This is a genomic window from Sphingomonas sanguinis NBRC 13937 (assembly GCF_001591005.1).
Taxonomy (GTDB): Bacteria; Pseudomonadota; Alphaproteobacteria; order Sphingomonadales; family Sphingomonadaceae; genus Sphingomonas; species Sphingomonas sanguinis.
Genome location: NZ_BCTY01000016.1, coordinates 1 through 23,873, shown reverse-complemented (window position 1 = coordinate 23,873; position 23,873 = coordinate 1). Strand labels below are relative to the sequence as shown.

Annotated in this window: 28 protein-coding genes; 14 read left to right on the top strand and 14 right to left on the bottom strand. The window is 65.7% G+C overall.

The genetic code is table 11. The features are described 5' to 3' along the window. Positions 1-2: 2 nt before the first annotated feature. The 6 genes from hemF to petA form a co-directional block, all read right to left on the bottom strand. On the bottom strand, positions 3-863 hold the full coding sequence (hemF, locus tag SSA01S_RS08910; RefSeq protein ID WP_061780145.1) for an oxygen-dependent coproporphyrinogen oxidase: 861 nt from the start codon (positions 861-863) through the stop codon (positions 3-5). A 35-nt stretch (positions 864-898) separates the two neighbouring features. Next, on the bottom strand, positions 899-1,354 hold the full coding sequence (locus SSA01S_RS08905; RefSeq protein WP_061780113.1) for a tRNA (cytidine(34)-2'-O)-methyltransferase: 456 nt from the start codon (positions 1,352-1,354) through the stop codon (positions 899-901). Beyond that, complete coding sequence (locus tag SSA01S_RS08900; protein WP_061780144.1) at positions 1,354-1,890, bottom strand: adenine phosphoribosyltransferase; 537 nt, start codon at positions 1,888-1,890, stop codon at positions 1,354-1,356. The genes SSA01S_RS08905 and SSA01S_RS08900 overlap by 1 nt, the downstream gene beginning before the upstream one ends. A gap of 146 nt (positions 1,891-2,036) precedes the next feature. Then, entirely contained in the window at positions 2,037-2,885 is an 849-nt protein-coding gene (locus SSA01S_RS08895) for a cytochrome c1 (RefSeq protein WP_058715829.1), read from the bottom strand. A gap of 26 nt (positions 2,886-2,911) precedes the next feature. Beyond that, positions 2,912-4,210, bottom strand: a complete 1,299-nt coding sequence (locus SSA01S_RS08890) for a cytochrome b (protein ID WP_058715830.1) — start codon at positions 4,208-4,210, stop codon at positions 2,912-2,914. Positions 4,211-4,224: 14 nt separating this feature from the next. Further along, positions 4,225-4,818: a ubiquinol-cytochrome c reductase iron-sulfur subunit gene (gene petA / locus SSA01S_RS08885; RefSeq protein ID WP_061780112.1), complete on the bottom strand. Its 594-nt coding sequence runs from the start codon at positions 4,816-4,818 to the stop codon at positions 4,225-4,227. A 315-nt stretch (positions 4,819-5,133) separates the two neighbouring features. Between petA and SSA01S_RS08880 the strand changes: the two genes are divergently transcribed. Next, positions 5,134-5,625, top strand: a complete 492-nt coding sequence (locus SSA01S_RS08880) for a hypothetical protein (protein ID WP_082795007.1) — start codon at positions 5,134-5,136, stop codon at positions 5,623-5,625. Here SSA01S_RS08880 and SSA01S_RS08875 read toward each other — a convergent pair whose 3' ends face one another. From SSA01S_RS08875 to pth, 7 genes are all read right to left on the bottom strand, one after another. Further along, the gene (locus SSA01S_RS08875; protein WP_061780110.1) at positions 5,626-6,072 is read right to left on the bottom strand and encodes a MaoC family dehydratase; all 447 of its coding nucleotides are present in this window, start codon (positions 6,070-6,072) and stop codon (positions 5,626-5,628) included. 10 nt (positions 6,073-6,082) lie between these two features. Then, entirely contained in the window at positions 6,083-7,390 is a 1,308-nt protein-coding gene (locus tag SSA01S_RS08870; RefSeq protein ID WP_061780109.1) for an alkaline phosphatase family protein, read from the bottom strand. Positions 7,391-7,481: 91 nt separating this feature from the next. After that, positions 7,482-7,874 carry a BLUF domain-containing protein gene (locus SSA01S_RS08865; RefSeq protein ID WP_061780108.1) on the bottom strand — a complete coding sequence of 131 codons (393 nt, stop codon included), beginning with the start codon at positions 7,872-7,874 and terminating at the stop codon, positions 7,482-7,484. 80 nt (positions 7,875-7,954) lie between these two features. After that, a complete protein-coding gene (gene ychF / locus SSA01S_RS08860) occupies positions 7,955-9,055 on the bottom strand; it encodes a redox-regulated ATPase YchF (protein ID WP_061780107.1) in 1,101 nt (366 codons plus the stop codon). Between the two features lie 91 nt (positions 9,056-9,146). Continuing rightward, on the bottom strand, positions 9,147-9,341 hold the full coding sequence (locus SSA01S_RS08855; protein WP_058715837.1) for a hypothetical protein: 195 nt from the start codon (positions 9,339-9,341) through the stop codon (positions 9,147-9,149). A 160-nt stretch (positions 9,342-9,501) separates the two neighbouring features. Next, entirely contained in the window at positions 9,502-10,104 is a 603-nt protein-coding gene (locus tag SSA01S_RS08850) for a TIGR02466 family protein (protein ID WP_061780106.1), read from the bottom strand. Continuing rightward, positions 10,101-10,676: an aminoacyl-tRNA hydrolase gene (gene pth / locus SSA01S_RS08845; protein WP_058733782.1), complete on the bottom strand. Its 576-nt coding sequence runs from the start codon at positions 10,674-10,676 to the stop codon at positions 10,101-10,103. The genes SSA01S_RS08850 and pth overlap by 4 nt, the downstream gene beginning before the upstream one ends. A 533-nt stretch (positions 10,677-11,209) precedes the next feature. Between pth and SSA01S_RS20065 the strand changes: the two genes are divergently transcribed. Both SSA01S_RS20065 and SSA01S_RS19065 read left to right on the top strand, forming a co-directional pair. Continuing rightward, entirely contained in the window at positions 11,210-11,758 is a 549-nt protein-coding gene (locus SSA01S_RS20065) for a glycoside hydrolase family 19 protein (RefSeq protein WP_240954968.1), read from the top strand. Then, positions 11,704-12,240, top strand: a complete 537-nt coding sequence (locus SSA01S_RS19065; RefSeq protein WP_156477719.1) for a hypothetical protein — start codon at positions 11,704-11,706, stop codon at positions 12,238-12,240. The genes SSA01S_RS20065 and SSA01S_RS19065 overlap by 55 nt, the downstream gene beginning before the upstream one ends. A 17-nt stretch (positions 12,241-12,257) precedes the next feature. Here the strand turns inward: SSA01S_RS19065 and radC are convergent, their stop codons facing one another. Beyond that, entirely contained in the window at positions 12,258-12,944 is a 687-nt protein-coding gene (gene radC, locus SSA01S_RS08835) for a RadC family protein (RefSeq protein ID WP_061780104.1), read from the bottom strand. A gap of 94 nt (positions 12,945-13,038) precedes the next feature. On the opposite strand from radC, the gene SSA01S_RS08830 reads away from it, so the two are divergent. From SSA01S_RS08830 to SSA01S_RS08780, 11 genes are all read left to right on the top strand, one after another. After that, positions 13,039-16,260, top strand: coding sequence for an intermembrane phospholipid transport YdbH family protein (locus SSA01S_RS08830; protein ID WP_082795004.1), 3,222 nt, complete (start codon positions 13,039-13,041; stop codon positions 16,258-16,260). A 38-nt stretch (positions 16,261-16,298) separates the two neighbouring features. Beyond that, on the top strand, positions 16,299-16,478 hold the full coding sequence (locus SSA01S_RS08825) for a YnbE family lipoprotein (protein WP_241488661.1): 180 nt from the start codon (positions 16,299-16,301) through the stop codon (positions 16,476-16,478). Continuing rightward, on the top strand, positions 16,478-16,858 hold the full coding sequence (locus SSA01S_RS08820) for a YdbL family probable chaperone protein (RefSeq protein WP_061780103.1): 381 nt from the start codon (positions 16,478-16,480) through the stop codon (positions 16,856-16,858). The genes SSA01S_RS08825 and SSA01S_RS08820 overlap by 1 nt, the downstream gene beginning before the upstream one ends. Positions 16,859-17,202: 344 nt before the next feature. Beyond that, positions 17,203-17,520, top strand: a complete 318-nt coding sequence (locus SSA01S_RS08815; protein WP_061780102.1) for an AtpZ/AtpI family protein — start codon at positions 17,203-17,205, stop codon at positions 17,518-17,520. Positions 17,521-17,553: 33 nt separating this feature from the next. After that, positions 17,554-18,345 (top strand): F0F1 ATP synthase subunit A, encoded by a 792-nt coding sequence (locus SSA01S_RS08810; protein WP_058733792.1) that lies wholly within the window; start codon positions 17,554-17,556, stop codon positions 18,343-18,345. Positions 18,346-18,425: 80 nt separating this feature from the next. Next, positions 18,426-18,653, top strand: a complete 228-nt coding sequence (locus tag SSA01S_RS08805) for a F0F1 ATP synthase subunit C (RefSeq protein WP_007406947.1) — start codon at positions 18,426-18,428, stop codon at positions 18,651-18,653. A 63-nt stretch (positions 18,654-18,716) separates the two neighbouring features. Then, positions 18,717-19,211: a F0F1 ATP synthase subunit B family protein gene (locus SSA01S_RS08800; protein WP_042484280.1), complete on the top strand. Its 495-nt coding sequence runs from the start codon at positions 18,717-18,719 to the stop codon at positions 19,209-19,211. Continuing rightward, complete coding sequence (locus SSA01S_RS08795) at positions 19,204-19,866, top strand: F0F1 ATP synthase subunit B family protein (protein ID WP_061780101.1); 663 nt, start codon at positions 19,204-19,206, stop codon at positions 19,864-19,866. Before SSA01S_RS08800 ends, SSA01S_RS08795 begins: the two co-directional genes overlap by 8 nt. A gap of 240 nt (positions 19,867-20,106) precedes the next feature. Continuing rightward, a complete protein-coding gene (locus SSA01S_RS08790) occupies positions 20,107-20,427 on the top strand; it encodes a DMT family transporter (RefSeq protein WP_042484285.1) in 321 nt (106 codons plus the stop codon). A 209-nt stretch (positions 20,428-20,636) separates the two neighbouring features. After that, the gene (uvrC, locus tag SSA01S_RS08785; protein ID WP_061780100.1) at positions 20,637-22,556 is read left to right on the top strand and encodes an excinuclease ABC subunit UvrC; all 1,920 of its coding nucleotides are present in this window, start codon (positions 20,637-20,639) and stop codon (positions 22,554-22,556) included. A gap of 61 nt (positions 22,557-22,617) precedes the next feature. Further along, positions 22,618-23,553, top strand: coding sequence for a phosphatase PAP2 family protein (locus tag SSA01S_RS08780; RefSeq protein ID WP_061780099.1), 936 nt, complete (start codon positions 22,618-22,620; stop codon positions 23,551-23,553). The last annotated feature ends 320 nt before the right edge of the window (positions 23,554-23,873 follow it).

Below are 23,873 nucleotides of genomic sequence, written 5' to 3'. Positions count from 1 at the left end.
CTTTATTCCCAGGTGGCCAGCGGCGGCAGGCTCATCAGGATCGCATCGATATTGCCGCCGGTCTTCAGCCCGAACAGCGTGCCCCGGTCATAGACCAGGTTGAACTCGGCATAGCGTCCGCGCCACGCCAGCATCTGCGCGCGATCCGCCTCGGTCGCGGGGGTGTCCATGCGGCGCCGGACTATGCGCGGGAAGATGTCGAGGAACGCCTCGCCGACATCGCGGGTGAAGGCGAAACTGGTGTCGAAATCCCCTTCGAGATGATCGTAGAAGATGCCGCCGACGCCGCGATGCACCTGGCGATGCGGGATGTAGAAATAATCGTCGGCCCAGGCCTTGAACCGGGGATAATGCTCCGGGTCGTGCGCGTCGCACGCCGCCTTCAGCCGGGCATGGAAGTCGGCGGTATCCTCCTCGACGGGCAGCGGCGGGTTCAGGTCCGCCCCGCCGCCGAACCAGCGTTTGGTCGTGCTCAGGAAGCGGGTGTTCATGTGCACGGCGGGTACATGCGGATTTGCCATATGCGCGACCAGGCTGATCCCGGTCGCGACGAAGCGCGGATCGTCGCCGGCACCGTGAATGGTCTTGGCGAATGGCCCCTCGAAGGTGCCGCCGACGGTCGAGACGTTGACGCCGACCTTCTCGAACACGCAGCCCTTCATCACCCCGCGCACGCCGCCGCCGCCGGGCTCGCCGCTGGGATCGGCGCGGTCCCAGGCAATATAGTCGAACGCGGCGTCCGATCCCGCCTCACGCTCGATCGCCTCGAACGCGGCGCAGATCCGGTCGCGCAAGCTCTCGAACCAGAGGCGGGCGGCGTCCTGCTCGGCATCGAGCGCGATATCGGGGGTGCGGCTGGTCATGACGCGGGGGTTCTGGGCGGGGGCGGGGGCCAGGGTCAACCCGGCATTTGCGCCCAGCCGGTCTGACGACGCGCCTCGGCCAGCAATATGCCGCCGGTGATGGCGACGTTGAGCGAGCGGACCCCGCTGCGCATCGGCACGCGCACGCGGATATCGGCGGCGTCGTGGACGGCCTCCGGCACGCCCGCCCCTTCCGAACCCAGCAGGATCACGTCGTCGGGGCGGAAGGCCATCTCGGGCAGGGGAATTGCGCCCAGCGTCGTCGCCAGCACGATCCGCCCGCGCGTGGCGGCGCGAAAGGCGTCCCAGTCGGCATGGCGCACCACCTCGGCCAGCGCAGCATAGTCCATCGCCGAGCGGGCCAGCGCGCGGTCGGAATAGGGAAAGCCCATCGGCTCGATCAGGTCGACCGCGACCCCGAAACAGGTCGCGGTGCGGATCAGCGTGCCGACATTGCCCGCGATATCGGGCTCATGAAGCGCGAGGCGCATCAGTGGCCTGGGAAGGATACCAGCGCGTCGACTGCGATGTCCTCGGCACGCAGCGCCTCGGCACCGCCCAGGTCGGGCAGGTCGACCAGGAACTGGGCCTGGTTCACCACGCCGCCCGCCTTGCGGATCAGCCGGACCGCGGCGCGCGCCGTGCCGCCGGTGGCGATCAGGTCGTCGACCAAGAGGACGCGGGCACCGGGAACCAGCGCATCCTCATGGATGGCGATGCGGTCCTGACCATATTCCAGCGCATAATCCTCCGCGATGGTCGCGCCGGGCAGCTTGCCGTCCTTGCGGATCAGGAGGACGCCCGCGTTCAGCGGTACGGCGAGTGCGGCGGCGAACAGAAAGCCGCGCGCCTCGATCCCCGCGACCAGATCGACGGGCCCCCGTGTCGCGGCGACCATCCGCTCCACGGTGCGCGCGACGCCGGTCGGGTCGAGCAACAGGGTCGTGATGTCGCGGAACTGGATGCCGGGCTTGGGGAAGTCCGGGATCGTGCGGATCAGGGCTTTCAGGTCGTCATTCGCGCTCATGCGCCGCGTCATGGGCCCATGGAGGGCAGGGGTAAAGGGGGGATGGCCATGGTCTCCGCAAGCACCAGGGGCGGAGGGCGGCCAAAGAAAAAGGGCGGCTCCCGTGTCGGAAGCCGCCCCAGGCGCTCGTACGGGCTTGCCCGATCTCAGTGTTTCACGTCGCGCCAGACATTCTGATACGCGCCCCAGGCGAGGAAGCAGAAGATCAGGATGAACACGACCGCCCCGATCCCGGCCGAATGGCGCGCCTCCAGCTTGGGCTCGGCGGTCCAGGTCAGGAAGGCGGCGACGTCCTTGGCCATCTGGTCGCGGGTCGCCAGCGTGCCATCGGTATACTGCACCTGGCCATCCGAGGTCAGCGGCGGCGGCATCGCGATGTTGAGGTTCGCGAAATAGGGGTTGTAGTGCAGGCCGGTCGGCGTCTTGATGTCCGGGAACTTGCGCAGCAGCTCGGCAGGCTGGTTGCGATAGGCGTCGGGGCCGACCAGCGAATAGATGTAGTTCGTGCCGTCATGCCGCGCCTTGGTCATCAGCGACAGGTCGGGCGGCAGCGCATTGTTGTTGGCCGCGCGCGCCGCGACTTCGTTGGCGAAGGGCGAGGGGAAGTGGTCGGCGGGCACGTTCTTGCGCGTCGTCGCCTCGCCCGTTTCCGGGTTGATGCTCGGCTGTTCGATCACCCACTGGTTGGCGATCGCCTTCACCTCGGGGTCGTTATAGCCGAGATCCTTCAGGTCACGGAACGCCACCAGCCGCAGCGAGTGGCAGGCCGCGCAAACCTCCTTATAGACTTGGAACCCGCGCTGGAGCTGGCGGCGGTCGAAACGGCCCATGATGCCGTCCGAGGCCAGATGCGCCTGTTTGGGATGAAGGTGGAACTCCTCCTCGGCCGTGGGGGCGGGCGGCTCGGAGACAAGTCCCGAGATGCTGCCCCACAGCGCGATGGCAAGGACAAAGGTGAAGGCCGCCCCGACCAGGAATGCGATGCCACGAACCATGTTCTTTTATCCTCTCTCGGTTCGGGTCAGGCCGAGGCCGCAGGGGTTAGGGCCGACTTGGTGGGGGCCGTACCGCCATGCTTGGCCAGCACCGCCTCGGTGATCGAGTTGGGCAGCGGCGCGGGGCGCTCCGTCCGGGCGATCCAGGGCAGGATCACCAGGAAGTGGAGGAAATAATAGGCCGCCGTGACCTGGCTGAGGATGATGAAGAAGGGCGTCGCGGGCGAGCCCCCGCACCAGCCGAGCAGCAGCACGTCGACCACCAGCACCCAGAAGGCGACCCGCGCCTTGGGCCGGAAATTGTTCGAGCGCACCGGCGAGCTGTCCAGCCAGGGGAGGAAGAACAGCAGCAGGATCGACCCGAACATCGCCAGCACGCCCCACAGCTTGGCGGGCAGGATGAAGTCGGCCGTGAAGGCGCGTAGGATCGCATAGAAGGGCCAGAAATACCATTCGGGCACGATGTGCGCCGGGGTCGAGAGCGGGTTTGCCGGGATATAGTTGTCCGGATGCCCCAGATAATTGGGGAAGAAGAACAGCATCACCGCAAAGACCAGCAGGAACACGCCCAACCCGACCGCATCCTTGGCGGTGTAATAGGGGTGGAAGGGCACGGTATCCTGCTCGCCCTTCACGTCCACGCCGGTCGGGTTGTTCGAGCCGGGGATATGCAGCGCCCAGATATGCAGGATGATGACGCCCGCGATCACGAAGGGCAGCAGATAGTGGAGCGAGAAGAAGCGGTTGAGCGCGGCATTGTCCGGCGCGAAGCCGCCCAGCAGCCAGATGCGGATGGTATCGCCGACCAGCGGGATCGCCGAGAAGAAGCCGGTGATGACCTGCGCGCCCCAGAAGCTCATCTGCCCCCAGGGGAGCACATAGCCCATGAAGGCGGTCGCCATCATCAGCAGGAAGATGACCACGCCGAGCAGCCAGACCATCTCGCGCGGGGCCTTGTAGGACCCGTAGTACAGGCCGCGGAAGATATGGGTGTAGACGACGATGAAGAACATCGACGCGCCGTTGGCGTGGGCATAACGCAGGAACCAGCCTGCATTGACGTCGCGCATGATGCTTTCGACCGAGTCGAAGGCGACGCCCGCATTGGCGGCATAGTGCATCGCGAGCACCACGCCGGTGATGATCTGGATGGCAAGGGCGGCCCCCGCCAGCACGCCGAAATTCCAGAAATAATTCAGGTTGCGCGGCACCGGATAACCCGCGCCCACAGCGTTGTAGACGAGGCGCGGCACCGGCAGCTTCTCGTCCAGCCAGCGCATGAGCGGCTGTTTCGGTTCGTAATGCTTGGCCCAGGGAAAGCTCATCTCTCAAATCCCCTTCAAGCGGCCGCGCCGACCGTGACGGTCGTGTCGCTGTCGAATTTATAATCGGGCACGAACAGGTTCTTCGGGGCCGGACCCTTGCGGATGCGCGCGGCGGTGTCATAAGCCGAGCCGTGGCAGGGGCAGAAATAGCCGCCATAGGGACCCTTGTTCTCGCCCTCGCCCGCGCCCAGCGGCACGCAGCCCAGATGGGTGCAGACGCCCAGGGTGATGAGCCAGTTGGTCTTGCCGGGCTTGGTCCGCTCCGCCAGCGTCTGCGGATCGCGCAGCTCGGACAGCGGCACGGCATTGGCCTCGGCGATTTCCTTGGGCGTCAGGTTGCGCACGAACAGCGGCTGCTTGCGAAAGCTGGTCTTGATCGCCTGGCCCGGTTCGATCTTCGACAGGTCGACCTCGGTCGTCGATTGCGCGAGGACATCGGCCGAGGGGTTCATCTGGTTGATCAGCGGCAGGACGATCGCCAGCGCGCCCACGCCGGCGAAAGAAGCGGCGGCGACGTTGATGAAGTCGCGGCGACGGGGATCATGGACCTCTTCCTGGAATGGCTCCGGCGCTTCGCCGGGGGGTACGGTGTTCTCCGTCATCGCCATTCGTCCTGTCCCTCCACCTTCGCTCGCGTGCGCACTGGTACGCTGTCGGGGGTCGTGCCGGATTGATCCCGGTCATGCGCCGCCCATTCACTCCACCGCCCATGATGAACGGTACTTCAGGTTAGCCTTGCTTGAGCCGCTTTGCCAATCCCCCTTCGTCGCCCCCCCATCCCCTTCGTGGCCCTCGTTCATGGCCGATGCATCGGCCAGAGCGCAGGAACCATGATCATGCGCCCGGGTTGACCGGTGAGGGACGTGGGATTGCGGACCCCTGCCGCGGTCCGCGATGACAGGCCAGGGGCTTGGAGAGGGACGATGGTCCTCGGTCGGAAATCTTTGGCAGCGGCGATGTTCGCCGGCCTGATGGCGCTGGGCGGTTGTACCGACGGCTATGGCTATAGCGGCGTGTCGGTCGGCGCGGGATATGGTGGCGGCTATGCGCCCGGCTATTATGGCGGGGGCTATGGCTACGCGCCGTCCTATTTCGGATGGTACGACAATTTCTATTATCCGGGCACCGGCGTCTATGTCTACGACCGGTATCGTCGGCCCTATCGCTGGAACGATGGCCAGCGCGCCTATTGGGAAGGGCGGCGCGGGTCGTGGGGCGGTGGGCCGATTCGCGACCAGTGGCGCGGATGGGGCCGAGGCGGCTGGCGGGGCGACGTGCCCGGCGGCTGGCGAGGCAATGGGGCGGTCAGGCCAGCGCCACCACCGCCGCCGCGGGCCGAGGGCTGGCGCGGCGGCAATCGCGGAACGCCCGGCGGCTGGCGTGGTGGCCGACCGGGCGGACGCGGACGGCGCTGATCAGACGCCGCGCGTGCGGATCATGACCGTGGGGCGCATGGTCATGACCGCCACATCGTCCTGATTGAGGACCGTCCAGCGACTGATCACGAAGCCCATTTCCGGGCGGCTGGCCGAGCGCCGCGTTTCCAGCACCTCGGTCTCGCAATGCAGCGTATCGCCCGGATAAACGGGCTTCAGCCAGCGAAGCTCGTCCACCCCGGGCGAGCCGATGCTCTGAAAGCCGGTCTCGCGGAAATGGGCGACGATCATCGCCATCGCCATCGACGCGGTGTGCCATCCGCTGGCCGACAGCCGCCCGAAATGGGTGGCCGCCGCCGCTTCTTCGGACAGGTGGAACGGTTGCGGGTCATAGGCCTTGGCGAAGGCCAGCACCTCTTCCCGCTCGACTCGGTACGACCCGAAACGGGCCACGTCGCCGACCCCGATGTCCTCCAGAAAAGTCATCCTCTCATCCTTATCGTTTGAAGGTGCGGCGGAACGGTGCATCATTGCCGTCCAGTCCCTGTCCCGGCGGCAGGCTGATCAGGTCGCGGATCAGCGGGGCGATATCGACATTGTCGAACGGCGCCAGCGTCACACCCGATCGGAAAGCCGGGCCGTTGGCGATGAACAGCGCCGCCATGCTGGGGTCCTGATTGTCATAGCCGTGGGTGCCGCCGCGGAACGGCTTCTTGGGCGGCTCGGCGCTGATCGTCCACCCCGCCTGGGCTAGGCAGAAATAGGGAGCGATGCGGGGATTGCGCCCATAATGGAAGCGCGCCGGGATATCCTGCCGGCGCCAGCAGTCGAGATGGTCGCGGTGGCCGAGCAGGCGTGCCTCCAGCGCGGCCTCATGCCCCGGCTTGGCGCGGATCATCGCGAAGGGGCCGTCCTCGGACAGCTCGTAATCGGCTGGGTCCAGGAATTGATTGAGGACGATCATCCGGTCGCTCGACGTGGCGGCCATGCCATGGTCGGCGACGATGACCAGATTGGCGGGCTGGTGCAGGGCGTCCAGTCCCGCGACCAGTCGCCCGATCGCCTGGTCGACCGCCTTCAGTGCGTTGTTCACCTCGACCGAGTCCGGCCCGCCCTTATGGCCTGCCCCGTCGACCTCGTCGAAATAGAGGGTCAGGAAGCGCGGCCGGGTCGCGGCCGGACGGCGCAGCCAATCGATGATCGTATCGACGCGCTGGCGGTCATTTACATTCGCGCTGAACTGCTGCCAGTCATGCGGGCGCGTGCCGCCAGTGGACGCGTCATGTTCCTCGTCGTCCTGCGCGGTTGCGCCCCAGGCGATGTTGGAGCCGGGCCAGAACATGGTGGCGGTCGGGATGCCCGCCCGCTCGGCGGTGACCCAGACCGGCTCGGCCTCGTCCCACCAATAGGGCTGTTCGGAGGACATGGTGAACTTCTCCCCCGGATGCGCGGGGTCGGTGAAGCTGTTGGCGACGATGCCATGCCGGTCCGGCACGACGCCGGTCACCAGCGTCCAGTGATTGGGAAAGGTCTTGGACGGAAAGGACGGCCGCATCGATGCGCTGACGCCCCCGGCGGCCAGCCGCGACAGGTTCGGCGTCAGCCCGCGCTTGAGATAAGGCGCCCAGAAGCCGTCGATCGACACCAGGATGGTGACCGGTGCCCGGTCTTCCAACGGCGCGACCGTCGCCGCCGCCTGGGCGGGAGCGGGCGCGGTGACCGGGAAGAGGGCGGGGGGCGTGTGGGGATAGGCGCAACCCGCCAGCAGGGCGAGCGCAAGAGCCGTCAGGGGGAGTCGGGTCACGGGGAGCGGTTCCTTTCGAAACCGCCCGATAGCGCCGACTTATGTCAGTTGCGAGAGGGCCGATGAGAGTCCGTCGTCCGCGCGATGCGGGTCAGTCGACCGGAAAAAAGCGCCGGATTTCCGGGGCGGCGTTGCGCAGCAGGAGACGCAGGCGTTCAGCGGCGTCCTGAGGACGATCGCCGGGCAGGCCCGCCATCGCCCATTCGCCAAATTCGGGCGAATCGATCGTGCGGTCGTCCAGGACGACGATGTCGGTGTGGCGCGGGTCCTTCGCGATCCGCTCATACACCTCGCCGACGCTGTCCGCCGGACCTTCGAGCAGTTGGCGATACTGGCCGTCGCCGATCCACAGGATGCCCGAAATCCCGTCCATGCCGTTGTTCCGGCGCGAGGTCGCCAAGATCGCCTGATGATCGGCGCGCCCATCCGCGCCGACTGAGCGGCTGCTGTAGATGATGCGACGATAGGAGCTAACATGGATCATGACGCCAGGCGTATCGATCCGCTTTCGCCGTGCAAAGGGGGAATGTGCCGGTCGGTAGGACCGAACCGGCACAAATCGGGTCAGACGTTGAAGCGGAACAGCATCACGTCGCCGTCCTGCACGACATATTCCTTGCCCTCCGCGCGCAGCTTGCCCGCATCGCGGGCTCCGGCTTCGCCCTTGAACGCGATATAATCGGGGAAGGCGATGGTTTCGGCTCGGATGAAGCCGCGTTCGAAATCGCTATGGATCTCGCCCGCCGCATTGGGGGCCTTGGCGCCGCGATGGACGGTCCAGGCGCGCGCTTCCTTCGGCCCGACAGTGAAGAAGGTGAGCAGGTCGAGCAGCGCGTAACCGGCGCGGATCACGCGGGCCAGACCGGTTTCGGACAGGCCCAGCTCGGACAGAAACTCGCCGCGATCCTCGGGCGGCATGGTCGCGATTTCGGCCTCGATCGCGGCCGATACGACGACGGCCTGCGCGCCCTCGGCGGCGGCCTTCTCGAACACACGCGCCGAATGCGCGTTGCCGTTCGCCGCGTTCGATTCCTCGACGTTGCAGACATAGAGGACGGGCTTGGCGGTCAGCAGCTGGGCCTGGGAAAAGATGCGGGCTTCCTCCTCGTCCTTGGGCTTGGTCAGCCGCGCAGGCTTGCCGTCGCGCAGCAGTTCCAGCGTCTGGCCCAGGACCGAGGCGGCGATCTTGGCTTCCTTGTCCCCCTGCTGGCCCTTCTTGATAAAGGCGGGGACCCGCTTTTCCAGGCTTTCCAGGTCGGACAGCATCAGTTCGGTCTCGACCGTCTCGGCATCGGCGATCGGATCGACCTTACCCTCGACGTGAGTGACGTCGCCGTCCTCGAAGCAGCGCAGGACGTGGACGATCGCGTCCACCTCCCGGATATTACCCAGGAACTGGTTGCCTAGCCCTTCGCCCTTGGACGCGCCGCGCACCAAGCCTGCAATGTCGACGAACGCCAGCTGAGTCTCGATGATCTTGGCCGAGCCCGCGACCTCGGCCAGCTGGTACAAACGCGGATCGGGGACCGCGACGTTACCGACATTGGGCTCGATCGTGCAGAACGGATAATTGGCGGCCTGCGCCGCCGCCGTTTCGGTCAGCGCGTTGAAGAGGGTGGACTTGCCGACATTCGGCAGGCCGACGATGCCGCAGCGGAAACCCATGCGTCGCTTATCCTGTGGATCAAGGGGAAAGCGCCCCTCTAGCGGCGATGGCGGTATTTCTCAACCGATGGCGGCGCGTCGGCCTATGGCGTCAGGCAACCCCGACCATCATCGCGGCGGCCCAGCCGAGCAGCAGCAGACCGAGCGCGCTGGAAAAGCCCATCAGGACCAGGCCCATATAATGGAGCATCGGTGGATTGGCCCGCTGCGCCTTCTTGTTCCGGCCAAGACCCGACAGGACGAAGCTCGCCAACATGCCAAAGGTGAAGACACAAAATTCGACCATGGGGTGTAACGTCCGATGCTGGGTGGGCTGCGATCCCTGTCTCCCTAGCCTAAACAGGTTAATCACTCGATATTGGCGCGACGAAGCGCCCCTAATCATCGACGGAATGTTGGAACTTTTCGGCTCGTCGCGGGTGTGCGGCGCGTCGTCGTGTCCGTTTCTATCGATAGTTGAAGCTGACGCTGATCCGCTCGCCCTTGGCGACATTGGGCACGACCTCGTGCCGCAGCCAGCTTTCCCAGAGCAGCACGGTGCCGGGCTCGGGCGTGGCGGTGGCGAAGGTTGCCAGATCGTCGGGCGCATCGGGGCGGCGCGGCGGCGCGGCCATCAGCATCGGTAGGCGCGGGTCCTCCAGCTTCAACGCGCCCGACCCCTTGGGCATCGCGACATAGAGCGTGCCGGAGACGACCGAATGCGGGTGGATATGCGCCGAGTGATGGCCGCCCGGCTTCAGGACATTGACCCACAGGCTGTCGAGCTTCAGCTTGCGCCCGCCCAGGTCGAAGGCGCATTCCTCGGCGAAGCGCGCGACATGGCGGTCGAGCTTCTTGCGCAGGTCGGCGAAGACCGGATCGCGGATCGGCAGGTCGTTGAGCGAAGCGTAGCTGGTATAGCCGCGATAGCCATGCTCCTTCGACCAGCGCCGCCCGGCGCGATCGTCCTCGGCCAGCGCCCAGCAGCTCTGCTCGATCTCCTCGAGCAGGTCGGCGTCGTCGAGCTGGCCTTCGTAGAGGAGTGAGGCGAAGAGTCGGCGGACGCTCATGCTGCCTCTCCTAGCCGCAGCGCGACATCGTTGACGAAGCGCACGTCATCGCCCTCCGCCAGCCAATGTGCCTCCGCCGCCACCGCGCCGAGCAAGTCGGACAGCGGATCGATCTCCGCCTTGGCGTAATTGCCCAGCACATAGCCGGTCACCCGGTCCTTATGCCCCGGATGGCCGATGCCCAGCCGGATGCGGCGGAAATCGGGGCCCAGATGCTGGTCGATCGAACGCAAGCCATTATGCCCGGCGGTGCCGCCTCCGGTCTTCACCTTGACCCGGAAGGGCGCGATGTCGAGTTCGTCGTGGAAGACGGTCAACGCCTCGACCCCCAGCTTGTAGAAGCGCAGCGCGTCGCCGACGCTTCGGCCGCTCTCGTTCATGAAGGTCGCGGGTTTCAGCAGCAGGATCTTCTGCCCGCCGATCCGCCCTTCCTGGGTCCAGCCCTGGAACTGCTTCTTGACGGGGCCGAAATCGTGCACCTCGGCGATGGCGTCCATGGCCATGAAGCCGACATTGTGGCGGTGCATCGCATATTGCGGCCCCGGATTGCCCAGCCCGGTCCAGACCTGCATGTGATATTCCTTCTTGGTGATCGTGACGGCCCCTAGCATCGGGGTGGCCCAACGCAAAAGGCGCAGGTGGCAGCCAGCTTGGGAGCTTCTCGGCCATGCTCAATGATATGTAGCCGACATAAAGTTGTCCGGATGAACGTGATGCTTGAAAGCACCGTCAGGCCTTTGCATGATCAGTCTCAATTGATTCGTCGTCTTATTTGGCGGTGGAGGCAGCATTGAAACAGCATGTCGTGCGCCGGGGAGAAAGTCTTTCTTCGATTGCAGGGCGATACGGTTTTTCTTGGCAGGAGGTCGCCAGTATCAACGGCCTACGCAATCCCGACCGGCTCAGAGTGGGCCAATCCTTGCAGTTGCCCCTGAAGCGTGATGGAGTGGCCGAGCCGCGCTCTTCCCCGAGACCCACTATGCCTCAGCGTGAACCAAGTCGCGGCGGGGGACACGCCACAGCGGTGGCAGGAGATGTCACCGACGCGCAGATGCGAGCGATCATGCCCAATGCTGGGACCCGAATTGCCCGGTACATAGGGCCCTTGAACGCGGCGATGCGGGCGCATGACATTAATACCAACGAACGCCGTGCCGCCTTTCTAGCGCAGATCAGCGTAGAGAGCGGCGAACTCCGCCATGTTGAGGAAAATTTGAATTACTCGGCATCTCGTCTGCGGGCCGTCTGGCCTCGTAGATTCCGCACCCAGGAGGTTGCCGACAATTACGCGCATAATCCTGAAGCGCTGGCAAATTATGTTTATGCTGATCGATTGGGCAATGGCGGTGTTGAAAGCGGAGATGGTTATCGGTTTCGAGGGCGCGGATTGATGCAGACGACAGTACGCGATAATTATCGTGCCGCCGGATTTGAGAGTAACCCCGATGCGCTTTCCGACCCGCAGACGGCGGCGGATAGCGCGGGGCGTTTCTGGTCACAGAACGGCCTTAACGCTCGGACAAATGCGGAACTCAACCGAACCCAATTCAATTCCGTTTCGCAAACCGTCAATGGCGGCAATCATGGGAGTGATGAGCGATGGTCAGCGTATCGGCGGGCGTTAAGGGCATTGCAGCCAGTTTCTTCGGAGTGATGCTGTTGGCGACCGGCGGATTTGGCATCGTGCGAGGCAATCCGGCAGCCGCTTCCTCGTCTCGGCCCGTCGCTGGCGGCGGCTTGTGCCAGGCAGGTGAAACCAAGATTTTCGCTTGTCCTATTGGCGGCAAGCTGGTTGCGGTATGCGGTGTCGGCAAACAGGCGGTGTATCGCTATGGTCGTCCGGGCAGGATTGAGATGACAGCTCGGGCGATGACGTTGGCGCAACGTGCCTATTCCGGCGGCGGCGAAACTCAGATCCAAGTCGCGAACAAGGACTATCGCTACATCCTGTTCGACAAGACCGTGCGTACTGGATTCGGAGCGGATGGCCGTAATATGCCGGATATGCGCAGCGGTCTGATCGTGCAGCGAGGTGGCAGAACGCTATCGAACCGCGAATGCGATGACGATGCGCCGATCTCGACCAGCAAAGCGGTGCAGTTCATGCCGAGCGGAGGCCGCGTCGTGGCGCATTGACGTGCGTCACAGGGCCCTCAAATCAAACCCTGCGCCCGAAGGCTGACATGCCCCGAGGTGCCGATGATCAGGTGGTCGTGCACCGTGATGCCCAGCCGCTTGCCCGCCTCCGCGATGGCGCGGGTGACGTCGATATCGGCGCGGCTGGGCGAGGGGTCGCCGCTGGGATGGTTGTGGACCAGGATGACCGCCGCCGATCCGAACTCCAGCGCGCGGCGGATCACCTCGCGGACATAGACCGGGGCCTGGTCGATCGAGCCCTGACCCATCAGCTCGTCCTGAATGAGCATGTTGCGCGTGTTGAGGTGCAGCACCCGGAACCGCTCCACCCCGTGATGCGCCATATCGGCGTGGAGATAGTCGAGCAGCGCCTGCCAGTTGGACAGGACCGGGCGCTTCGCCGCCTCCGCCTGGACCAGCCGGATCGCGCAGGCGTGCGCGATCTTCAGCGTCGCCGCCGCCGTCTCGCCCACCCCGTCGACGCGTTGCAGCGCGACCGGATCGGCGGTCAGCACCCCGCCGATATCGTGGAATTCGCGCAGCAGGGCCTTGGCGATCGGCTTGGTATCGCGCCGGGGAATGGCGGTGGTCAGGAGATATTCGAGCAGTTCATGGTCGAGCAATCCGCCGCCCGCCAGTAATCGCTCCCGCAGGCGCCCGCGATGCCCGCTATGATCGGCCTGCTGGTCGCTGATGTCGCGCATCGTGCCCCTTTCCCCCGTGTGAGGGCAGCATAGGGCAGGCGGCGGGAACTGTCGCCGGGGCTCATGCGATTGCGTGGCGCGTCGGCCCAAGGCTATGACGCTGGGGAAGGATGGGAGAAGAACGATCGGGGTCGAAGGCGCGAACGAGGAAGCCGAAACGCGCAAGAGCCCCGTCAGGCGGTTCCGGCGGCTTCAGCGAATCCTGATCGCCGTCGCGCTGATCCTGCTCGTCGCCCTGGTCGCGCTGTGGATCGATCGCAAGTCGCTAGCCGGTGGTGCGATCGACCGCGAACTGGCGCGGCGTGGTGTCCCCGCCCGCTATACGATCAGCGATCTGGGGTTCGGTCGACAGCGGCTGACCAACGTCGTGATCGGCGATCCGCGCCAGCCCGATCTGGTCGCCGACTGGCTGGAGACGCGCACACGTATCGGTCTGTCCGGCCCGGTGGTCACCGGCGTGCGCGCGGGCAAGGTTCGCCTGCATGGGCGGCTGATCGAAGGGCAGATCAGCCTGGGCACCCTCGACAAGCTGATGGGACCATCCTCGGGCAAGCCCTTTGCCTTGCCCGCGCTCGACGTCGATGTCCGCGACGGCGGCATCCGGCTGGAGACGCCGCATGGCGTGGTCGGGCTCAGCTTGACCGGCCGGGGCGTGCTGAGCGACGGGTTCAGCGGGCGGCTGGGGGCGGTGGCGCCGCGGCTCGCCATCGGAAATTGCGTCATGACCGGGCTCGCCGCGCCGCTCCGGGTACGCGTGGTGCGCGAGCGGCCGAGCCTGAGCGGGCCGTTGCGGCTGACAGGCCTGCGCTGCGGCGCGGTGACCGCGCGCGACCTGGCGGCGCGGGTTGACGTCACCCTACAGCCCGCGCTCGACCAGTGGCGTGGACAGGCCGTGCTGGAGGGCGGCGCGCTGCGACATCCGGTCGCGGCGACGGCGGCGCTGGGCGGTCGACTCGATTTTACCGGCAATGCAGCGGCGACCAGCGGACAGCTCGACCTGACCGCACGGGGCGTGACGACCCAGCAGGGGCGCGCCGATCGCGTCGGGATCGCGGGGCGCTATCTGGTCGGGCAGGCGATGCGCTTCGACGGGCATGTCCGCATGGGCGGCGCGCAGGTCGCGCCCGCGATGCTCGCCCGGTTGGGTGGCTGGGGCCGGGCGGTGGCAGGTACGCCGGTGGGGCCCGTGGCGGACGCCGTGCTACGCGCGGTGGAGCGGAGCGGGCGCGGTTTTGCCGCCGACCTGAAACTGGCGCTGGATCGCGAGGCTGGCGCGCGTGCTCAGGGGCTCTCCATCCGTGTGCCCAGCCTGATGCTGGCCTCGAACAGCGGCGGCCGGGTCGCGCTCGGCGGCGGCGATGGCCTGATTTACGATTCGCGCGGGATCAGGATCGATACCGCGCTGGCAATGGGCGGCGGTGGCCTGCCCGCGATCCGCGCTACCCTGAAACAGGCGGGGCCGCGCGAGCCGATGCGCGGCACGGCGACGATGGCGCGCTATGCGGCGGGTGGCGCGGCGCTGGCGTTGGATCGCGTCGTCTTCTCGGCGGCGGGCAATGGCACGACAGCGGTGACCACTCGGCTGTCGCTGTCCGGGCCGATCAGCGGCGGGAGAATCGACGGGCTGGCCCTGCCCATCGCTGCACGCTGGGACGGCGGGCGGCGGCTGGTGGTCAATCCCACCTGCCAGCCGCTGGCGATCGACCGACTGGCGCTGTCGGGGCTACGGCTGGCGCGGGTGGCGGTCCGGGCCTGTCCGCTGGACGGCGCGCTGGTCCGGCTCGACGGGACGCGGATCGGCGGCGGCGTGCAACTGGGTGCGACGAGCCTTACGGGCATGATCGGCAGCAGCCCGTTGCGGCTGTCGGCGGGGACGACCCGCTTCGCGCTGGCCGATCGCGGCTTTGCTCTGACCGAGGTGAAGAGCCTGATCGGCCGCCCCGAATCGCCGACCCGGATCGACGCGGCCACGCTGACCGGCCGGGTCACCCCGCAAGGGATCGCGGGGCAGTTCACCGGCGGCGCAGGGCAGGTGGGGCAGGTGCCCCTTTTGCTGGGCGACGCGGCGGGCGACTGGCGGCTCGCCGGGGGCGTGTTGAGCCTGACCGGCGCGCTTCAGGTGCGCGACGCACGCGCCGACTCGCCGCGCTTCCTGCCCATGGCAGCGCGCGACGTCACGCTGACGCTGGCGGGCAGCAACATCGACGCCAAGGGCACGCTGTTCGAGCCGACCAAATCGGTGAAGGTCGCCGACGTCACCATCACCCATGCGCTCGACAAGGGCGCGGGCGAGGCCGATCTGAGCGTGCCGGGCATCACCTTTACCAAGGAGTTCCAGCCCGAATTGCTCACCCCGGTGACCAAGGGCGTGATCGAGGATGTGCGCGGGCCGATTTCGGGCACGGGACGGATCGTCTGGGATGCCAGCGGCGTGCGCTCGACCGGGCAATTCGGCACCGAGGGGATCGACCTTGCCGCCGCACTCGGTCCGGTCAGTGGGATTGCCGGGACGATCCATTTCACCGACCTGCTGGCGCTGGAAAGCGCGCCCGGACAGGTGGCGACGGTCAAGACGATCAATCCGGGCATCCAGGTGACGAATGGCGTCATCCGCTATCAAACGCTGTCCGGTGCGCGGGTGAAGGTGGAGAGCGGGCGCTGGCCGTTCGCGGGCGGGCAGCTGACGCTCGACCCCACGCTTCTCGACTTCTCGCAGCCGGTCGAACGACGCATGACCTTCCATGTCGAGGGAGCGGCCGCCGACCAGTTCCTGCTCCAGTTCGACTTCCAGAATCTGAACGCCACCGGTGTCTTCGACGGCACCCTGCCGATGATCTTCGACGAACGCGGCGGGCGGATCGAGGGCGGTCGGCTGGTCGTGCGGCCGGGCGGTGGCAGCATCGCCTATCTGGGCGAACTGAGTCAGAAGGATCTGGGTATCTGGGGCAATCTGGCGTTCGGCGCGTTGCGTTCGCTCAATTATCGCTCCTTGCGGATCGACATGAACGGACCGCTGGCGGGCGAAATGGTCACCGATGTCCGCTTCGCCGGGATCAGCCAGGGCAAGGGCGCCAAATCGAACTTCCTGATCCGGCGGCTGCAGAAGCTGCCTTTCATCTTCAACGTGCGGATCAAGGCGCCCTTCCGCGGCCTGCTCGATTCGGCCCAGTCCTTCTACGACCCGCGCCGCCTGATCCAGCGCAACCTGCCCGCACTGCTGGACGAGCAGAACAAGCGCGCCGCGCCGCCCGCCAATACGCCCGCCAAACCCGCCACCACTCCTATTCAGCCTGCCGCAAGCGAGACCGTGCCATGACCGTAACAGGATTGAAAATGCTGGTAAGGATGCCGATCTTGGATGCGACACGATGGATGCCGGTCGCGCTGACCCTGATGAGCGGAGGATGCGTCAACATCTCCGCGCCGGAAAAGCCGATCGAGATCAATCTGAACATCAATGTGACGCAGGAAGTGGTATATCGCCTGGATGGCGAAGCCAAATCGCTGATCCAGCAGAATCCGGGGATATTCTGATGAAGACGAAGACGATCATCCTGACGCTGGGCGCGGTGGCGCTGCTGGGCGTGTCGGGCATGGCGATGGCGCAGCGCGATCCGGCCTATGCAGCGGCGCGCGCCGAGGGGCTCGTGGGCGAGCAGCCCGACGGCTATTTGGGCATCGTCGGCAGCGCGACGCCCGCGCTGCGCACGCTGGTCAACAGCATCAACATCCAGCGCAAGGCCGCCTATACGCAGAAGGCGCAGGCGAGCGGCGCCACGGTGGAGCAGATGGCCTTCACCAGCGGCTGCAACCTGATCGCGCAGACCGCGAGCGGCGAGAAGTACAAGACGCCCGAAGGCGTGTGGAAGACCCGCACCGCTGCCGCCCCGGAACGCGCCCCGGCCTGCGTGTAATCCTTCTTCTTACTCCCCTCCCGCAGGCGGGAGGGGCTGGGGGAGGGGAGTCCGGTAGCGATCCGGCCGACGGTGTGAGGAGTGGACTAAGCTCCGGCGACCAACAAGCAGCGGTGCATGCCGAAAGCGCCAGCCCTCCCCCGACCCCTTCCGCCTGCGGGAGGGGAGAAGAAGGAAGGGCCTGTCACTCCTTGGACACAACCCTTAACACATCTGTCACAAGCTGACCCCCAAGCGGTTGACTTGGGAAGACACGCTTTCTAAACGGGCCTCGCCTTGGCGGGGTCGCTCGCCGTTCGCGCGCATTCTCCCCTTCGGTGACGAAATTAGGTGAGGGTGGCTGCGTGGCGGAGAAGGAACCCGGACAGGACTTTGGCGATGCGGACGACCCGCGTCTGGCCGCGCTGGATCAGCGATTGGCTAAGGCGAAAGCGGAAGGCGTAGCGCGGCAGGGGGTGAAGGTGGACGCCGACAGGGGTTATTCCCAGGGCAGCCGCGTGATCTCCGCGCTGATCGGAAGTCTTGTCGGCAGTGCGTTGATCGGCTGGCTCTTCGACCGCTGGTTCGGCACCGCACCCTGGGCCCTGATCGTGATGCTGTTCCTGGGGATCGGCGTGGCGTTCAGGCAGATCATTCGGATTTCTGGTGAGCGCCCGGAGTAACCGGGCGTTCGTCATATGTGGGAACGAAGCAGCGTGGCGGCAGAATCGGGCGGCAAGATTGATCCGATGCACCAGTTCCTGATCGAGCCGGTGCTCGGTCAGCACTGGGTGGTCGGCGGCTACGACCTTTCCTTCACCAATTCCGCTTTGTGGATGGTGGCGACGCTGGTCGCGTTGTGGGTGTTCATGATCGGCGGCATGAAGCGCGATCTGGTCCCCGGGCGCTGGCAGGCGGCGGTCGAGGGCTTCACCGGCTTCGTCAATTCGATGCTGACGTCGAACATCGGGCCGGAGGGCAAGCGTTTCCTGCCCTACGTCTTCTCGCTGTTCATGTTCATCCTGTTCGCCAACGTGCTGGGCTTGCTGCCCTTCGGCGTGGTGCCGGGTGTCCATCCGTTCACCGTGACCAGCCACCTGACCGTGACCGGCGTGCTCGCCGTGATCTCGTTCGCGATCGTGCTGATCGTCGGCTTCGGCCGTCACGGCTTCCACTTCTTTGCGCTGTTCGTTCCGCACGGCACGCCCAAGCTGATGATTCCGCTGATCTTCGTGGTCGAGCTGATGAGCTTTCTGGTGCGCCCCTTCTCGCTGGGTCTGCGACTGTTCGTTGCGATGACCGCGGGGCACATCCTGCTGAAGGTTCTCGCCGCCTTCGTCATCAACGGCATCAACATGGGCCCGGGCTATGCCGCGCTCATCACCCTGCCGAGCTTCCTGCTGATGATCGGCATCACCCTTCTCGAACTGCTGGTCGCCGCGATCCAGGCCTATGTCTTCGCGCTGCTGACCTCGGTCTATCTGAACGACGCGGTGAATCTGCACTGATCCGGGAAGCCGGATCGGGCGGATCGCCTCGACGCTGATTTGAATACCCAAACGACCCTTTTTGAACTGGAGTGATTGAAATGGACGCAGAAGCCGCGAAGCTGATCGGTGCCGGTCTGGCCGCTATCGGCATGGGCATCGCCTCGCTCGGCGTGGGCAACGTGTTCGCCAAGTTCCTCGAAGGCGCGCTGCGCAATCCGGGTGCGGCGGACAGCCAGCAGGGCCGCCTCTTCATCGGTTTCGCCGGTGCCGAGCTTCTGGGCCTGCTCGCCTTCGTGACGATGATCATCCTGGTGTTCGTCGCCTAATCATTCGGATCGGCCGGGCGTGTCGCTGAGGATGCGCCCGGTTGATATGGCAACGAGGACTCCATGCCCCAGATAGCACAGATCAGTGCGACCTATGCGTCGCAGATCTTCTGGCTCCTGATCACGTTCGGCCTGCTGTATTTTGTGGTCGGTCGTGGGATGGTGCCCAAGATTCAGGCGACGGTGGACGCTCGCGAAGGCCGTATCGCCGGCGATCTGGCGGCGGCGGAGGCCGCGCGTGCCGAGGCCGACCGGGTCGAGGCGGCATGGCGCGCCGAAATGGACGCCGCGCGCGTCGCCGCGATGGCCGAAACCAATGCCGCCAAGGCACGCGCCACTCACGCTTTCGAGGCGCAGGTGAAGGCCGCCGATGCCGACCTGGCCGAGCGTCTGGGTCATCATGACCTGGCGATCGCCAATGCCAAGGTCGAGGCCATGGCCAATCTTCAGACCGTGGCGGCCGAGGCCGCGCGCGATCTCGTCGCCAAGCTGTCCGGCGTCCAGGTGGGCGAGGATGCGGCGGCCGACGCGGTGCGAAAGGTGAGCGCGCATGGCTAATCATTCCGCTAACGGCGCCGCGGCCAGTGCCGATGCGCTGGTCGCGCAGAACCTGGCCGACGCCGCGTCGGCCGAGGGCATGACGCAGAAGCCGATCCGCGAAGGCGACGGCCTGACCGGTAACACGGTCGCAGCCGCTGAGGCGGAGCATCATGCCGCCAGCCCGACCGCGCTGGGTTTCGATTCGACCGGCTGGGTGGCGCTCGCCGCTCTGGTCGTGCTGATCGGCATGCTGGTGAAAAAGGTGCCGTCGATGATTGGTCGGTCTCTCGACCAGAAGATCGCCGGTATCCGCGCCCAGCTCGACGAAGCCAACAAGCTGCGTCAGGAAGCCGAAACGCTGAAGGCCGAATATGAGGCCAAGGCGAAGGCCGCCCATGCCGATGCCGAAGCGATGCGCGCTCAGGCCCAGCATGAAGCGGGTCAGCTTCTGAGCAAGGCCAAGGCCGATGCCGAGGCGCTGATGGAGCGTCGCGCCAAGATGGCCGAGGACAAGATCGCTGCTGCCGAGCGCACCGCGATCGCCGAAGTCCGCGCCCGCGCCGCCGAGGCTGCTGCCAAGGCCGCCGGTCTGCTGATCGCCGAGCATCACTCGGCCGACGCGGACCGTGCGATGATCGACCGCACCATATCGGGGCTCGGTCGCCCGAACTGATCGGCTTCAGGGCCGGAGACAGGACCGCGCTTCGGGTTGGCCCGAGGCGCGGTTCGGTCGTTTCCGGGGGCCCCGACGTCACCGGGATGGAACGGAGAAAGCCGCCGGGCTCACCCGGCCGTCGACGGTCAAGTCGCTGCAACACATACCCCCGCACATGCGGGGCCGCATCGCCGTCTCTTCCGGGTTTCCGGCGACGATGCCCAGCTCTCCGAGCCCGTGACAAAGGAGACACTTCCGATGGCATGGGTCATTCTGGGCATCGCCGTGATTACCGAGATTTGCTGGGCGCTCAGCCTGAAATGGGCGGCGACCGTCGCCACCTGGCAGGCGTCAAGCGTGCCGATCATCCTCAGCTTCGTGAATATGGGCCTGCTGGCGCTGGCGATGCGCGGGCTTCCGGCCGGGACCGCCTATGCGGTGTGGACCGGGCTAGGCGCGGTCGGCGTCGTGATCGGCGGGGCCATCGTGTTCGGCGACAAGATCGCGCCGATCCAGGCGGGCTTCATGGTGCTGACCGTCATCGGCGTGATGGGCACCAAGCTATTCGCGCAAGGGTGAAATAAGGTTCGCGCGAAGCCGCGAAGACACGAAGAAGGTGGTTCGCGCAGAGGCGCAGAGAGCGCTGAGATGAAGGAATGTCTTCCTAAGCTCTCTGCGTCCTCCGCGCCTCTGCGCAAACAAAAAACCTTCGCGTCCTCGCGGCTTCGCGTGAACCAAACCTCCCGGCAGGGTAGCGATCCGCCCTTGTCGCTCCTAAATCGCACCCAATGTCTGAGCCTCCCGTCGACCGCTTCAACGAAGAGAAATCCACCTTCACCCTGCGCGGGGCCGATGCGCCCGATCTGAAGGCGGGGGTGGCGGCGATCCGCAACGTGCTGGCGACGCTGCCGCTGCGGCCGGGCGTGTACCGGATGCAGGATGCGCGCGGCGACGTGCTGTATATCGGCAAGGCCCGGGCGCTGAAGAACCGCGTCGCCAACTATACCCAGGTCGACCGCCTGCCGAAGCGCCTGCAACGCATGGTGTCGCAGACCCGGTCGATGACCATCGTCACGACCAATAACGAGGCCGAGGCGCTGCTGCTCGAGGCGCAGCTGATCAAGCGCTATCGCCCGGCCTTCAACGTCCTGCTGCGCGACGATAAGAGCTTTCCCTTCATCCTGCTACGCAACGACCATGACTTCCCGCGCATCCAGAAGCATCGTGGGGCCAGGCGGGCGGTCGGCAATTATTACGGCCCCTTCGCCAGCGCGGGCAGCGTCAACAACACGCTGAACGCGCTGCAAAAGCTGTTCCTGCTCCGCTCCTGCACCGACAGCTTCTTCAAGGGGCGCGACCGACCGTGCCTGCTCTACCAGATCAAGCGCTGCTCAGCCCCCTGCGTCGGCCGGATCGATGAGGCCGCCTATGCCGAACTGGTCGCCGACGCGAAGAACTTCCTGGGTGGCAAGTCGACCCAGGTCCAGGCCAAGCTCGGCACGCAGATGCAGGCAGCGGCTGAGGCGATGGATTTCGAGCTGGCCGCGATCCTGCGCGACCGGCTGAAGGCGCTGACCTTCATCCAGGGCACGCAGGCGATCAATGCCGAAGGGGTGGGCGACGCCGACATCTTCGCGCTGGCCAATCGCGAGGGGGTGATGGGCATCCAGGCCTTCTTCATCCGCGGCGGCCAGAATTGGGGGCATCGCAGCTTCTTCCCTGCGCACACCAACGACGTGCCCGAGGAGGAGGTGCTGACCAGCTTCCTCACCCAATTCTACGAGGAAGTGCCGCCGGCCAAGACCATCCTGCTCGACCGCGACCTGCCCGAAGGCGAGCTGCTGACCGAGGCGCTGGGCGAGCGGGCCGGGTATAAGGTCCAGCTGACCGTGCCACAGCGCGGCGACCGCCGCCGCCTGCTCGATCAGGCCAAGCGCAACGCGGTCGAGGCACTCGACCGGCGACTGGCCGAATCGACCACTCAGGCTAAGCTGCTGCGCGAGGTGGCCGACTTCTTCGACCTGTCCGACCCGCCGCAGCGGATCGAGGTGTACGACAACAGCCATATCCAGGGCACCAATGCGCTGGGCGCGATGGTCGTGGCGGGGCCGGAGGGGTTCCAGAAGGGCCAGTATCGCAAGTTCAACATCAAGGGGAACGAGGCGGCGACCGACGACGATTTCGGCATGATGCGCGAAGTCTTCCGCCGCCGCTTCGCCCGCCAGCTGGAGGAGAACCCGGATCGCGACGACGCAACCTGGCCCGATCTGGTGCTGATCGACGGCGGACGCGGCCAGCTTAATGCCGCCAAGGCGGTGCTGGAGGATCTGGGCATCGAGGATGTCTGCCTGGTCGGCGTCGCCAAGGGCCCGCATCACGGCCGCGAGGGGCGCGAGGTCTTCCACATGATGGACGGCAGCGAACGGATGCTGCCGGTCAACGCGCCGCTGCTCTTCTACCTCCAGCGTCTACGCGACGAAGTCCACCGCTTCGTGATCGGCGCGCACCGCGACAAACGCGCCAAGGCAATGGGCGCGAGCCCGCTGGACGAAGTGCCCGGCATCGGCCCGGCGCGCAAGAAGGCGCTGCTGATGCACTTCGGCACGGGGCGGGCGGTCAGGAACGCCAGCTTGGAGGATTTACAGAAAGCGCCGGGGGTGAGCCAGGCGGTCGCTCAGCAGGTGTACGACTTTTACCATAGTCGGTGACGTCATAGCCCGTTGCCCAGCTTTATGGGATCGTTAAGCGGCGGGCATTAGCAAGACGTCCATGCGCCTTTTGATGGATCGACAGGCTTTCCGGGATTATCTGTGGCTGGCGTCGCTAGGCGCAGTTGGTTTGTGTATCTTTGCAGCGATGATCAGTGGATTTCGGTTGAGCGCCGGGTCGGCGACGCAACTCGCTTCCATCGTCATCGTCATGATCATTTCTCTCGGCATTCGTCCTGATCGATTCGGTCGCCTGCAACCGGTCGTGCAGATCGTGGACGCGACGCTCATGTTTGCCGTGATCGGCATGGTGGGGGCCGTGGCAAGCTATATCGCCATGCACCACTCAGGCCTATTGATGGATCAAGCGCTCGACCGGATGGATGCGCTCATGGGCTTTCGCTGGCCCGCCATCAGGGCCTTTGTCGACGCACGTCCAACATTGCTGGCGGCCTTGGAAAACGCGTACTTCCTGTGCTTCCGTATTCCCCTTGTGGTGATCGTGCTTCTGGCTTTGACCGGGCGGTCCGAGCGACTTTACCGCTTCCTTGCAGTCTATGCAGTCGCGCTGGCGCTGACCGTTTTCGTCGCCTTTTTCTTTCCAGCCGAGGCGGCGTTTGCCTTCTATGAATATCAGGACGTGCCAAATCTGGGGCAGCATTATGGTAAGATCATCGCGGAGCTGAGAAGCAATAGATTTTACGAGGTCGACCTGTACGATCTGGGTGGAATCGTGACCTTTCCCAGCTTCCACGCCTCTATGGCCGTCATCTTCGCCTGGGCGGCATGGCCCGTACGAGTTGCTCGCGTGCCTATGGTGCTGGCCAATGCGGTCATGGGGGTTTCGGCCGTACCGATTGGAGGCCATTATGTCGTTGACCTGTTTGGTGGAACGGCCGTCGCAATTGCGTCGATCCTTGTGGTCCGTCGTCGTAGCATGTCCACTTCAACGGTGTCAGACGGGCTTATCGACCTACTGCGTCCGGTGAACTCTTAGCATCCCTTAGCTATTGCCTTTTGGTTCCTACCGGGCGGGGCGCCACTGGTCGTTTTGCCGCTCGGTGTGAGAAGCTGACATCATGGAAGTGATCTTGGGCGAGACGGCTGGCAATCGGCTCTATCTGAGAGGATTGGCGATCCGCTATAAGCGATGGCGTAGGCAGGCCGGCTGCTGGACGCCGATCATATGGCATCTTGCGCTTCGTGGGCACACGGGGGGCATGATCGAACTGGCGGACTGGTTCTCTCGTATCGGCGGTCCCAAGTCACTTGGCACACCCGCCGATGCGTTCAGTGCCGCAGGCCTGTATCGGCGGG